This is a genomic window from Saliterribacillus persicus, assembly GCF_003337485.1.
In the GTDB taxonomy this organism is placed as follows: domain Bacteria; phylum Bacillota; class Bacilli; order Bacillales; family Amphibacillaceae; genus Saliterribacillus; species Saliterribacillus persicus.
In genome coordinates, this window is sequence record NZ_QPJJ01000013.1 from 46,931 (window position 1) to 59,864 (window position 12,934).

The 12,934-nt window shown below is 34.1% G+C and carries 13 protein-coding genes; 5 read left to right on the forward strand and 8 right to left on the reverse strand.

From position 1 onward, the window contains the following. Window positions 1–53: 53 nt before the first annotated feature. From noc to rpmH, 8 genes are all read right to left on the reverse strand, one after another. A complete protein-coding gene (gene noc, locus DFR57_RS14380) occupies window positions 54–920 on the reverse strand; it encodes a nucleoid occlusion protein (RefSeq protein WP_114353913.1) in 867 nt (288 codons plus the stop codon). A 290-nt stretch (window positions 921–1,210) separates the two neighbouring features. Continuing rightward, window positions 1,211–1,927, reverse strand: a complete 717-nt coding sequence (rsmG, locus tag DFR57_RS14385; RefSeq protein ID WP_114353914.1) for a 16S rRNA (guanine(527)-N(7))-methyltransferase RsmG — start codon at window positions 1,925–1,927, stop codon at window positions 1,211–1,213. A 23-nt stretch (window positions 1,928–1,950) separates the two neighbouring features. Then, on the reverse strand, window positions 1,951–3,843 hold the full coding sequence (gene mnmG, locus DFR57_RS14390) for a tRNA uridine-5-carboxymethylaminomethyl(34) synthesis enzyme MnmG (RefSeq protein ID WP_114353915.1): 1,893 nt from the start codon (window positions 3,841–3,843) through the stop codon (window positions 1,951–1,953). Between the two features lie 45 nt (window positions 3,844–3,888). Further along, entirely contained in the window at window positions 3,889–5,265 is a 1,377-nt protein-coding gene (gene mnmE / locus DFR57_RS14395; protein ID WP_114353916.1) for a tRNA uridine-5-carboxymethylaminomethyl(34) synthesis GTPase MnmE, read from the reverse strand. Between the two features lie 296 nt (window positions 5,266–5,561). Then, the gene (gene jag / locus DFR57_RS14400; RefSeq protein ID WP_114353917.1) at window positions 5,562–6,179 is read right to left on the reverse strand and encodes an RNA-binding cell elongation regulator Jag/EloR; all 618 of its coding nucleotides are present in this window, start codon (window positions 6,177–6,179) and stop codon (window positions 5,562–5,564) included. Continuing rightward, window positions 6,179–6,967, reverse strand: coding sequence for a YidC family membrane integrase SpoIIIJ (gene spoIIIJ, locus DFR57_RS14405; protein WP_114353918.1), 789 nt, complete (start codon window positions 6,965–6,967; stop codon window positions 6,179–6,181). The genes jag and spoIIIJ overlap by 1 nt, the downstream gene beginning before the upstream one ends. A gap of 165 nt (window positions 6,968–7,132) precedes the next feature. Beyond that, a complete protein-coding gene (rnpA, locus tag DFR57_RS14410) occupies window positions 7,133–7,471 on the reverse strand; it encodes a ribonuclease P protein component (protein WP_114353919.1) in 339 nt (112 codons plus the stop codon). A gap of 92 nt (window positions 7,472–7,563) precedes the next feature. After that, the gene (gene rpmH, locus DFR57_RS14415; protein ID WP_114353920.1) at window positions 7,564–7,698 is read right to left on the reverse strand and encodes a 50S ribosomal protein L34; all 135 of its coding nucleotides are present in this window, start codon (window positions 7,696–7,698) and stop codon (window positions 7,564–7,566) included. A gap of 532 nt (window positions 7,699–8,230) precedes the next feature. On the opposite strand from rpmH, the gene dnaA reads away from it, so the two are divergent. The 5 genes from dnaA (at window position 8,231) to remB (ending at window position 12,934) form a co-directional block, all read left to right on the forward strand. After that, window positions 8,231–9,580, forward strand: coding sequence for a chromosomal replication initiator protein DnaA (gene dnaA / locus DFR57_RS14420; protein WP_114353921.1), 1,350 nt, complete (start codon window positions 8,231–8,233; stop codon window positions 9,578–9,580). 298 nt (window positions 9,581–9,878) lie between these two features. Then, window positions 9,879–11,021 carry a DNA polymerase III subunit beta gene (gene dnaN, locus DFR57_RS14425; protein ID WP_114353922.1) on the forward strand — a complete coding sequence of 381 codons (1,143 nt, stop codon included), beginning with the start codon at window positions 9,879–9,881 and terminating at the stop codon, window positions 11,019–11,021. A gap of 164 nt (window positions 11,022–11,185) precedes the next feature. Then, window positions 11,186–11,398, forward strand: coding sequence for a S4 domain-containing protein YaaA (gene yaaA / locus DFR57_RS14430; protein WP_114353923.1), 213 nt, complete (start codon window positions 11,186–11,188; stop codon window positions 11,396–11,398). A 121-nt stretch (window positions 11,399–11,519) separates the two neighbouring features. Next, window positions 11,520–12,644: a DNA replication/repair protein RecF gene (recF, locus tag DFR57_RS14435; RefSeq protein ID WP_114353924.1), complete on the forward strand. Its 1,125-nt coding sequence runs from the start codon at window positions 11,520–11,522 to the stop codon at window positions 12,642–12,644. A 2-nt stretch (window positions 12,645–12,646) separates the two neighbouring features. After that, window positions 12,647–12,934: an extracellular matrix regulator RemB gene (remB, locus tag DFR57_RS14440; protein ID WP_114353925.1), complete on the forward strand. Its 288-nt coding sequence runs from the start codon at window positions 12,647–12,649 to the stop codon at window positions 12,932–12,934.

Sequence of the window (12,934 nt, forward strand, 5' to 3'; positions counted from 1 at the left end):
AGTTGTGAAGCAAGAAAAAATACCCATCCATTTCTGTTTAGATGGGAGCTATGCTACTTTTTCTTTGGAATCTTAATGGTTATTTGATAATAGTCATCATGATCTTCTTCGTCGGTTACTAGATTCATACCTGTATCTGAAACCATATTAATAGATTGACGAATTGTATTCATAGCAATTCGCATATCTTTATTAACACCTTTTAGCCTTGGTTTCTTCTGCGGTTTTTTATCGGACAGCATTCTTTCTATGCGAGCTTCCGTTTGTTTTACATTTAACTCTTTTTCAATTATCTCTACTAATAGCTTCTCTTGCTTTTCCGAGTCTTTTAATGCAATTAATGCTCTAGCATGACGTTCGGTAATTTGTTTATTTAAAATTGCTACTTGAACTTCTTCTGGTAGTTTTAATAACCTCATTTTATTCGCAATTGTTGATTGGTTTTTACCTAACCTTTGTGCTAGTGCTTCTTGCGTTAGCTGATGTAATTCTAGTAAACTCTCGTACGCTTTTGCCTCTTCAATAACGGTTAATTCTTCTCGCTGTAAATTCTCTATTAAAGCAACCGAAGCTGTTTCTTTGTCACTCATGTTGCGAATAATTGCCGGGATAGTCTTCCATTCTAAATGGTTAGCAGCACGCCATCTTCTTTCACCAGCAATAAGCTCGTACTTTTCTGTATCGGCATCTTCAACTTTTCTAAGTACAATCGGTTGAATCAATCCATGGGTATGTATGGTTTGAGCCAATTCTTCTATCTTTTCCTGACTAAAAATAGTACGAGGTTGAAACCGGTTTGCTTCTATTAGTTCAAGAGGAATCTCCATAACCTCATCAGGATGATAAGCTTCCTGGTCATCTTCTACCTCGTGCTCTTCCTTATCTCCTAAGCCAAATAATCGACTAAATGGGTGTAACATACTTCAAACACCACCTTAAATTAACTTTACCTATTTCAAATGTTTCACGTGAAACATTGATCCGATGATCATAACCTCTTTTATTTTATCACATATCAATTAAAAAATCGTAACTATATGGAATAAAACACAAAAAAATAATAATTATCAACATTAAATTTCACTCTTTTTTAAAATTGCGACTTGCTCAACTCAAGTCTAAATAATTTGGTGAGCACATAAAAAAAGAGAAGCACCAATATTTTGGTACCTCCCTTTTTTATATGAAACACCCTCTATTAAAGTGAACTTTAAGTTAATGGATTTTTATTTGGTGTCCCTGGTTTTCTCGGGTATTGCTTTGGTGTTTTTCTTTTTTTATCAATGAAAACAATATTTCTTTCTCCATTGTTATTTGGAAGTTCAAAAGAAGTAACATGGTTAATTTCCCCACCAAGTAATTCTATTGCATTTTTTGCCTCCATTAATTCCTCTTCTACTTTTGGACCCTTCATTGCAATAAAAGTTCCTTTCGTTTCACATAAAGGTAAGCACAATTCACTTAGAACGGCCATTTTAGCAACCGCTCTACCTAATACAACCTGAAACTTGTGTCTGAATTTATCATTTTTAGCAAACAGCTCTGCCCGATCATGATAAAAAGAAACACCTGTAAGCTCTAGTGAAGCTGCTAAATGATTGAGGAATGTAATCCTTTTTTGCAAGGAATCTACAATAGTAACCTGTATTTCAGGAAAACAAATCTTTAAAGGGATGCTAGGAAAGCCAGCGCCTGCCCCTACATCACACAAATGAATAGGCTGATTAAAGTCGAAATAAAAAGCTGCTGAAATAGAATCATAAAAATGCTTTAAAAATACTTCTTCTTTGTCAGTGATTGCTGTTAAATTCATTTTTTGATTCCATTCCACTAAAAGCTCGTAATAGGTTTCAAATTGTTGTACTTGCTTATCCGATAAAACGATACCTTCTTTTTCTAAGCTTTTCTTAAAGGTTTCAAGATTCATTGACTGTTTCCTTTCTTAAAACATTATCTATTAGCTGCTTTTGCAACCTTGCCTTGTTCAATATACACCAAAAGAATAGAAATATCAGCAGGATTCACACCAGAAATCCGAGATGCCTGTGCTACAGATAATGGCCTTACTTTTTTAAACTTTTCTTTTGCTTCTGTAGCTATACCACCTATATCATCATAATCTATTCCTTCTGGTATAACTTTATTTTCCATTTTTTTCAAGCGTTCTACTTGTTGATTTGACTTGGAAATATAACCCTCATATTTCACTTGGATTTCCACTTGTTCTTTTACCTCAAATGGTAATTCTTGGTCAGAAGGTGTCACTTTTTCTATAAATGCATAACTGACTTCAGGTCGCTTTAAAAGATCGTATGCTTTAATACCATCTTTTAATCTTGTTCCCCCTACTTCCTCAACCATCGCTTGTAATTTATCATTCGGTTTTAACTGACATTTTTTCAAGCGGTCTTTTTCTTGGTCGATCCACTCTTTCTTTTGTAAGAATCGTTGGTATCTTTCTTCAGATATTAGACCTAAGTTATAGCCAATATCGGTTAATCTTAGATCAGCATTATCATGTCTTAATAGTAAACGATATTCAGCTCTAGAAGTTAATAAGCGATATGGCTCACTAGTCCCCTTTGTCACTAAATCATCGATAAGGACACCAATATAGGCTTGAGAACGGTCTAAAATAACACTTTCCTTATTTAATGCCCTCGATGCAGCGTTAATCCCTGCCATAATCCCTTGTCCTGCTGCTTCTTCATATCCAGAAGTACCATTAATCTGTCCTGCAGTAAATAGACCAGCTGTCTTTTTCACTTCTAGTGTTGGCCATAATTGCGTTGGTACCACTGCATCATACTCAATGGCATATCCTGCACGCATAATTTCTGCCTCTTCTAAACCAGGTATACTTCTAATTATTTTGTGCTGCACGTATTCAGGTAATGAGGTAGATAAGCCTTGTACATATACCTCTTCTGTATTACGTCCTTCTGGCTCCAAGAATATTTGGTGACGTGGCTTATCATGGAACCGTACAATCTTATCCTCAATAGATGGACAATATCTTGGTCCAGTTCCCTTGATCATACCAGAATACATCGCTGAGAGACCTAAGTTTTCATTAATGATTTCATGCGTTCCTTCATTCGTATACGTTAACCAGCAAGGAATTTGATCCAAAATAGCTTCTGTCGTTTCATACGAAAAATGCTGTGGATTATCATCACCAGGCTGTATTTCAGTTTTTGAATAATCAATCGTATGATTATTAACACGAGGAGGTGTACCTGTTTTAAAGCGTACAAGGTCAAAGCCGATTTTTTCTAGGTTTTCAGCTAATTTGACACTCGCACGTTGGTTATTCGGTCCACTCTCATAAGATATATCTCCTATTATCACACGGCCTCTCATGAAGGTACCTGTGGTTATGATTACGGATGACGCTCGATAAATCGCATTGGTTTCCGTTATAACCCCTTTAATTTCATCGTTCTCTACAATAAGTTCTTCCACCATTGCTTGACGCAATGTTAAATTTTCTTCATTCTCTAATAACCGCTTCATTTCCTGTATATACAATGGCTTATCTGCTTGTGCGCGTAGTGCTCTTACCGCAGGACCTTTTCCTGTATTCAACATTCTCATTTGAATATACGTTTTATCTATTACTTTCCCCATTAAACCACCTAAAGCATCAATTTCACGAACCACGATACCTTTAGCTGGTCCTCCTATGGAAGGATTACAGGGCATAAACGCGATCATATCTAAGTTCATCGTCAACATCAATGTGCTTGCTCCGCGCTTGGCAGCTGCATACGCAGCCTCTACTCCAGCATGACCCGCACCAATGACAATTACATCATAATTTCCCGCTTCATAAGTTGTCATATGAAAGCTCCTTCCTTTTTTTATTGTATAAACAATGTTTATACACTATTTTCCTAAACAAAATTGTGAAAATAATTGATCGATTAAGCTATCTTGAACTGTATCACCAACGATTTCACCAAGTAATTCCCAAGCTCTTGTAACATCTATTTGAACGAGATCAATCGGCATATTTGCTTCCATTGCTTCTTTCGCATCTTCCAATGCTTGTAATGTTTGCTTTAACAGCTGAATGTGTCTAACATTCGATACATAGGACAAGTCTCCAGCATCTAATTCTCCAGCAAAAAAAGTATCTGCAATTGCTTCTTCTAATTCATTCATTCCTTTATCCTTAATTAGGCTTGTAGAGATAATTTTTTTGTCACCTGCATACTTTTTTACTTCATCTATATTTAAGTTCTGCTTGAGATCTGTTTTGTTTATAATCACAATACACTCTAAACCTTCTACTGCTTCAAAAAGCTTTTTATCCTCTTCTGATAATGCTTCTCCATAGTTTAGAACAAATAAAATTAAATCAGCTTCTTTTAAAGCCTTTCTGGATCTTTCTACACCAATACGTTCGACGATATCTTCCGTTTCGCGTATACCAGCAGTATCCACTAATCGAAGTGGCACTCCTCTGATATTTACATACTCTTCAATCACATCTCTTGTCGTACCTGGAATATCCGTCACGATTGCTTTTGTTTCCTGAACAAAGGCATTGAGTAATGAGGATTTTCCTACATTAGGCCTTCCAATGATAGCAGTTGCTAAACCTTCTCTCAAGATTTTCCCCTGCTTAGCCATTTTAAGAAGTTTCTCAACCTCTTCATAAACAGCATCTGTTCGTTCAATTAACATATGATTCGACATTTCTTCCACATCATCATACTCTGGATAATCAATATTTACCTCAACATGTGCCACCGTTTCGATAAGCTGTTGACGTAAGGACCCTACAAGTTGAGATAATTTCCCGTCTAATTGTTTTAATGCGACATTCATTGCTTTGTCTGTCTTAGCACGAATTAAGTCCATTACCGCTTCTGCTTGAGATAAATCAATACGACCATTCAAGAAAGCTCGTTTTGTAAACTCACCAGGCTCTGCAAGTCTTGCTCCTTGTAAAAGTGCTAATTCCAATAATCGATTAACAGAAGCTAATCCACCATGACAATTTATCTCCACAACATCCTCTGTGGTAAATGTTTTTGGCGCACGCATGACACTTACCATAACCTCTTCTACTTGTTCTTTTGTTGAAGGATCGACAATTTTACCATAATGAATCGTATGGGATTTTACCTCCCTAAGATCTTGTCCTTTAAATAACTCATTTGCAATTTTTATTGCTTCCTCACCACTTAATCGAACAATTGCAATGGCACCTTCTCCGATTGGAGTTGATATTGCTGCGATTGTATCCTGGTCCATATCCTTACACCTCCTTACATTATAATTAATATCTATTTTTAAATCTGTAATTTTTAGTGTCACTAACTTATTAGATTACCACAAACTACAGTCAATTGGAAAGATATCCACATGACTTTTTCAAAAAAAACTACAAGTAGTTTTATCCACATGTGGATAATCTATATTATTTTTCCTTTTACATCCTATAAATCAACCGAATAAAGACCTGTGGATAAATAAAAGATATTAAATCTTTTTACCTTTTAATAGTTTCCATAAAAAAAGCACTACACCGAAGTGTAATGCTTGTCTATTTATACAGATCGTATTACGACGTAACGATTTGGTTCGACACCATCTGAAAAAGTTTTCACTGCTCTATTATTCTGTAATGCGGTGTGAATAATTTTTCTTTCAAAAGATGGCATGGGTTCTAGCTTTACATCTCTTTTTCTCTCGACGACTTGGCTTGCTTTTCGATTAGCGAGCTGCACCAAGGTATCCTCACGGCGTTTACGATAACCTTCAGCATCTACAATAACTGTATAGTACTTGTTAGATTCTCTATTAATCACTAATTGTACCAAATATTGAAGTGCATTTAAGGTTTGCGCTCTTTTACCAATAAGAATAGCTATTTTTTCCCCTGATAAATGATAAGTAACTACATTATCTTTTATGGAAGATTCAATCGAAATATCAATATCAAATTGATTCACAATTCCTGCTAAATACTTTTCAGCTTTTTTGACAGGATCTTCATTCATCGAAACCTTTACAATCGCTCTCTTTGAACCAAATAATCCTAAGAAACCTTTTTTACCTTCTTCAATTACATCAATAGTCGCCTGGTTCTCTGTGATGTTTAACTGCTTTAATGCTGATTGAACCGCTTCTTCAACTGATAGTCCGGTAGCAGTCACTTGTCTCACTATTTATTTCCTCCTGTAGTCACTTCATTTTTCTTCATCATTGGATTTTTTATAAGCAATGTTTGTAGAACCATGAATATATTACCTACTACCCAATAAAGCGCCAATGCGGAAGGGAAGAAAATTGCAAAAATACCAATCATCACTGGCATTAAGTACAACATCATTGTCATTTGTGGCAACATGGAATTTTGTTGCATCGTTGTTCCAGCCATCATCAATTTTTGTTGTAAGTACGTAAATCCGGCGGTTAATACCGGTAAAATATAATAAGGATCTGGTGAGTCTAGTTGGAACCATAAGAAATCGTGATTATCTAATGCACCTGTACGCATAATTGCATGATAGAACGCAATTAGAATTGGCATTTGCACAAGTATAGGTAAGCAACCTGCTAATGGATTTACCCCGTTCTTTTGGAAAAGCTCCATTGTTTCTTTTTGCAATTTTTGCTGTGTTTCCTGATCTTTAGAGCTATACTTTTCTCTAACCTTTTGTAATTCGGGTTGAATTTCTTGCATCGCTTTTGAACTTTTTAATTGTTTAATGTTTAAAGGTAATAACAAGAATCGAATTAAAATTGTAACAATTACAATCGATAAACCGTATCCATATTCTGCTTGGAAAAACTCAGCAACTTTAACAATTAACCAAGATAGTGGATAAACAAAATATTGATTCCATATCCCTTCACTATCAGGAGTAATATCTTGATCAATCTCTGTACATCCAGAAAGTAATGCCAATATTCCTACCAAGGCCATCAATAATAAGACCTTTTTTCGCATCGTGATCCTCCTTCATACTTCGTCCATTATGTAAGCTATTCATAATTTTTTATTTTATCACTAATAGCCTTATGATTACTAGCTATGTTCTATATTTTTATTAAAATTCAATCTTTGTACATATTAATAGATATATTTTATCTAATTAGTTATAAAAATCTATAGTTATAAAAGAAGCCCAGTTTTATATAAAAGGTGCTTCAAGCTCTTTTTAATTTGATGAAAATCCATATCTTTCGTTGGCTGCCTGGCTATGATAATTAAATCATATTCTTGATGCATTTCATTATCTAATTCGTGAAAAGCCTGTCTTAAGTAACGTTTGATTTGGTTCCGCATCACAGCATTACCAATCTTTTTACTTACAGACAAGCCTACACGAAAATGTTTTTGGTCATTTTTTTTTATATAATAGAGAACTAATTGACGATTGGCAAAGGAAGATCCTTGCTTGAATACATATTGAAACTCTCTATCTTTCTTTATTCTATATGCTTTTTTCATCGCATATTCGCCTCCAATTACCGATCGACACTTTCCTCATCCACTATTTAATCAATAAAATAATGGAAAAAGACCACTGACATTTCAGTGGCCTAAGCTGATAATACTTTTCTTCCTTTTTTACGGCGACGAGCTAATACGTTACGGCCGTTTTTCGTACTCATACGTGCACGGAATCCATGAACCTTTTTACGTTTACGATTATTTGGTTGAAATGTGCGTTTCATTCTATATACACCTCCCTGAGGAATTTGAGTCTCAAAAATCAATTAGACAGTCTTATTTATTATACGGAACAACATTGTCATCTGTCAATGTCATCTCAGAAATAATATTATTTTACCTATTAATTTTTAATAACCTGTAATAGTACAGATTTCGATTAACAAAGCCTGTGGATAATTTCATGCTACTAATTTCGACTTTCCCACCCAGTTATCGACAATTTAATCACAAAATATAGTAGTGTGGATAGAAATTAAGCACAACCTGTAGAAGTTGTGGATAACTGTCGAAAACCCATTGCAATATCTGCATTTCTTTGGTATCATATTTGTGCTTTGACTTGTAAATAATTTATCATCCACTTCTTCTTATCCACAGCCTGTGGATAAAGTGTGGACAATCGTCAACAAGGTGTGTTTAAACTTATACACAATCATGTGGAAAACTTAATTAACTAGTTTTCCTCTTTTTTATCGGGTTATAATTATCCACAGGAGATAAAAAGAGAATCGAACAGAAAGGGGTGAATTGTGTTTGGAAAATTTAGAAGAACTTTGGAGTAATACATTAGAGGCTATCAAAGAAAAAGTAAGTAAACCAAGCTATGACACCTGGTTGAAAAATACATCGGTGGATCAATTACAAGATGATACCTTAATCATATCTGCTCCAAATGAATTTACGAGAGATTGGTTAGAATCCCGTTACACTGACCTTATATCGGAAGCACTTTATGATCTTACCGGAGCAACACTTAAAACAAAATTTGTTATTCCTGAATCGTCGAAAGAATTGGATGAAGAAATACCTGTAAAAAAACAAAAACCTGTACATCCATCGAATGATTCTCAGGATTCACCAAAATCAATGCTAAATAATAAATATACATTTGATACATTTGTTATTGGTTCTGGTAACCGTTTTGCGCATGCTGCTTCACTTGCGGTTGCAGAAGCACCAGCAAAAGCTTATAATCCTTTATTTATATATGGTGGTGTTGGATTAGGAAAAACGCACTTAATGCACGCCATAGGCCATTATGTATTAGATCATAATCCATCTGCAAAAGTAGTTTATTTATCATCTGAAAAATTCACCAATGAATTTATTAATTCTATTAGAGATAACAAAGCAGTGAATTTCAGAAATAAATATCGAAATGTAGATGTGTTATTAATAGATGATATTCAATTTCTAGCTGGAAAAGAACAAACACAGGAAGAATTTTTTCATACGTTTAATACATTACATGAAGAAAATAAACAAATTATTATTTCTAGTGATCGTCCTCCAAAAGAAATACCAACACTCGAAGACCGTTTACGATCACGTTTTGAATGGGGCTTAATTACAGATATTACTCCTCCTGATTTAGAAACAAGAATTGCCATTTTAAGAAAAAAGGCAAAAGCAGAAGGACTTGATATTACCAATGAAGTCATGCTATACATTGCCAACCAAATTGATACGAATATTAGAGAATTAGAAGGTGCACTTATTCGAGTAGTCGCTTATTCCTCTCTTATAAATAAAGATATTGATGCTTCTCTAGCAGCAGAAGCTTTAAAGGATATTATTCCTACTTCTAGACCTAAAACCATTACGATCCATGCGATCCAAGAAGTTGTCGGGAATAAATTTCAAATTAAATTAGAAGAATTTGTAGCAAAAAAAAGAACGAAGTCCATCGCTTTTCCTAGACAAATTGCGATGTACCTATCCAGAGAACTAACCGATTATTCCTTGCCTAAAATTGGAGAGGAATTTGGTGGAAGAGACCATACGACCGTCATTCATGCGCATGAGAAGATATCTAAGTTAATCGCAACTGATACTCAATTAAATAGAGAAATAGAAGATATTAAAGAACAATTAAAACACTAATTTTAAAGATCAAAACTTATTTATCCTTTCATAAATGTTGATTAGTTTTTTTAATGTTGTATCGTATACTCTTTCTTTATTAATGCACTTTTTTTAAAATTAAATTCTATTAACAAAAAAGCTCTGTGGATACGGTGGATAACTTGTTCACACTTAGCAACAACTTATTAACAGGTGGATAACTTGATTTCCCATTATAATTATCCACTTATCCACATATTCACAGGCCCTATTACTATTACTACTATATTTTATTAATAATAATAATAAATATACTTCCCTCAGGAGGAATTAAAGAATGAAAATTATTATGAATCGTGATCGCTTAATTGAAAGTGTCCAACACGTAATGAAAGCAATCTCTCAAAAAACAACCATCCCTATCTTAACGGGGATAAAAATTGAAGCTACAGAAACGCAAGTAAAATTAACAGGAAGCGATTCTGATATTACGATCGAAGCAGTTATTCCTAAGGAAGAAGAAGGAATTATTCTAATTGATGAAATCGTTCCTGGAAGTATCGTATTACATGCAAAATATTTCCCAGAGATTATTCGAAAATTACCAAATGAAATGGTAGAAATAGAAAGTGATGATAAATTACAACTAAGTATTCGCTCAGGACATGCTGAATTCCATTTAAATGGTCAAGATGCAGAGGAGTATCCACATTTACCATTACTTCAATCTGATTCCAGTTTTTCATTACCGAATGATTTATTGAAAAATATGATTAGACAAACCGTATTTGCGGTGTCTACTTCAGAGACAAGACCAATTTTAACTGGGGTAAATATTAAAGTAGAAGATGATCACTTACATTTTATTGCTACAGATAGCCACCGCTTAGCTGCAAGAAAGATCCCTTTAGAGGTTGATCAAGCAAATTTGAGCTTTAGTCAAGTGGTTATTCCAGGAAAAAGCTTGAATGAATTAAACAAAATATTAGAAGATACAGATGAAAAGATAGAGATCCAAGTAGGAGAAAATCAAATTGCATTTCAAGCAGAGCATTTATATTTTGTCACGAGATTACTAGAAGGTAAGTATCCTGAGACATCCCGTTTGATTCCAGATCAAAGTAAAACGATTATTCATGCAGACACTAAAACATTATTACAATCAGTCGACAGGGCTTCACTATTAGCTCGTGAAAGTCAAAATAATGTTGTTCGCTTAGAAACAAAAGGGAATGAAGTGGTAGAAATCACAAGTAATTCTCCTGAAATTGGTAAGGTAGAGGAAGAAATTACGATAAAAGGAATGGAAGGAGAAGATTTAAAAATCTCTTTTAGTTCCAAATATATGATTGATGCGCTTAAAATTATGGAAAGTGATCAAGTAAAAATAGAATTCACAGGAGCAATGCGACCATTTATTATAAAACCTGTGGATAATGATCAAATTTTGCAACTAATCTTACCAGTACGAACGTATTAAAAGAAATATGTTAAGTAGCAAGAAATCCTTGTCCTAATTATAAAGGCAAGGATTTCTTGTTATTTAATCGATAACCTTTTCTAAATGCAAAATGTTTAGTAAAATAGGAAGAAGGGTCAAAATAGATACGAATATACTATTTTTAAAATTGAGTAGGTGAAAAAATGGAAGAAGTTAAAATAAATACCGAATATATCCAACTTGGTCAATTTCTAAAATTAGCTGGAATCATCGATACAGGCGGGATGGTTAAAATGTATCTAGCTGAAGAGGAAGTATTTGTAAATGATGAAGCTGAAAATAGAAGAGGTAGAAAATTATATCCAAATGATCAAATTAAGCTCTCCACTGGAGAAACATTTGTGATTACAAAATAATTTTTACCCCTTTTCAAAAAATCAATGGAAGTCTTTGGCTACCTCTAAAAATGACTTGCTAACGTATGCAAGTTCGTTTCGTATGTCCAAGGGCAGCGAGCAGGCTAGAAAGGGTAATCCCATGTTTATTAAAGAATTGAAATTAAAAAATTACCGTAATTATGATGTGATGACGATTCCATTTGATGATAAAATTAATGTGATTATTGGTGAAAATGCCCAAGGGAAAACAAATTTGATGGAAGCAATCTATGTATTAGCTTTCACAAAGTCCCACAGGACAAGTAAAGACAAAGAGTTAATCCAATGGGATCAAGAGTATGCTACAATAGAGGGGATTATAGAAAAAAGAAAACAAACATTTCCACTACATATCCAGCTTTCAACAAAAGGAAAAAAGGCAAAATTAAACCATTTAGAACAAAGGCGTTTAAGCGATTATATTGGAGCTTTAAACGTTGTAATGTTCGCACCAGAGGATTTGACGCTTGTAAAAGGGAGTCCTCAGGTAAGAAGAAGGTTTATCGATATGGAAATAGGTCAAATTCAACCGATATATATTTATCATTTAGGGCAATACTTGAAGATATTAAAGCAAAGAAATCATTTGTTAAAGCAATTACAACGAAATAAAACGAATGATCAAGCATTACTTGAAGTAATGACAGAACAATTAATCGAGCATGCTGCTATTATCGTGGAAAAAAGATTTCGATTCCTCAAATTACTTAGAACATTAGCAATTCCTATTCATAAAGGAATTAGCAGAGGATTAGAAACATTATATATTCGTTATCAAGCAACGATTGACGTAGAAGAAGAGGACGACCGTACAAAAATTGCGCAAGTTTATCAGGAAGCTTTTAAAAAGCACCTCCAAAAAGAAATAGAAAGAGGTACAACTTTACTTGGACCACATCGGGATGATCTCGTTTTTTTTGTGAATGAAAAGGATGTTCAAACCTATGGTTCACAAGGCCAACAACGAACGACAGCCTTGTCGATAAAGCTTGCTGAGATTGATTTAATTTATAACGAGGTGGGAGATTATCCTGTCTTACTTTTAGATGATGTATTAAGTGAACTCGATGATTATCGTCAGTCTCATTTATTGGATACGATTGAAGGCAAGGTTCAAACCTTTGTATCAACTACAAGCGTAGATGGAATTCACCATCATACCTTGAATAAAGCAGAAATATTTACGGTTGATAAAGGAAAAATCAAGCATGCAAAGCGGGGTTAAAAATGTTTATTCATATTGGAGATGATCATGTAATCAGATCTGAGGAGGTAGTTGGTATTATTGACTATGCTATCGTTAATTCCTCGACAATTAATGATCAGATGTTAACGAATCTTCATGGCACAGAAAAATTAATAAATGAAAAAACAGAAGGGGTTAAATCCATCGTGATTACAACGAATCATATGTATTATAGTCCACTCTCTGTGTTAACACTGAAAAAACGTGCAAGTATGATCTCAACCATAAGTAAATTAGAAGATTACTCGGAAATTTCAGAAGAAATGTAG

Bases quoted from the DNA above. Each gene is read 5' to 3' on its own strand.
- noc (WP_114353913.1), bottom strand. From the start codon at position 920: ATGTTACACCCATTTAGTCGATTATTTGGCTTAGGAGATAAGGAAGAG.
- rsmG (WP_114353914.1), bottom strand. From the start codon at position 1,927: ATGAATCTTGAAACCTTTAAGAAAAGCTTAGAAAAAGAAGGTATCGTT.
- mnmG (WP_114353915.1), bottom strand. From the start codon at position 3,843: ATGACAACTTATGAAGCGGGAAATTATGATGTAATTGTCATTGGTGCG.
- mnmE (WP_114353916.1), bottom strand. From the start codon at position 5,265: ATGGACCAGGATACAATCGCAGCAATATCAACTCCAATCGGAGAAGGT.
- spoIIIJ (WP_114353918.1), bottom strand. From the start codon at position 6,967: ATGCGAAAAAAGGTCTTATTATTGATGGCCTTGGTAGGAATATTGGCA.
- rnpA (WP_114353919.1), bottom strand. From the start codon at position 7,471: ATGAAAAAAGCATATAGAATAAAGAAAGATAGAGAGTTTCAATATGTA.
- rpmH (WP_114353920.1), bottom strand. From the start codon at position 7,698: ATGAAACGCACATTTCAACCAAATAATCGTAAACGTAAAAAGGTTCAT.
- dnaN (WP_114353922.1), top strand. From the start codon at position 9,879: ATGAAAATTATTATGAATCGTGATCGCTTAATTGAAAGTGTCCAACAC.
- yaaA (WP_114353923.1), top strand. From the start codon at position 11,186: ATGGAAGAAGTTAAAATAAATACCGAATATATCCAACTTGGTCAATTT.
- recF (WP_114353924.1), top strand. From the start codon at position 11,520: ATGTTTATTAAAGAATTGAAATTAAAAAATTACCGTAATTATGATGTG.
- remB (WP_114353925.1), top strand. From the start codon at position 12,647: ATGTTTATTCATATTGGAGATGATCATGTAATCAGATCTGAGGAGGTA.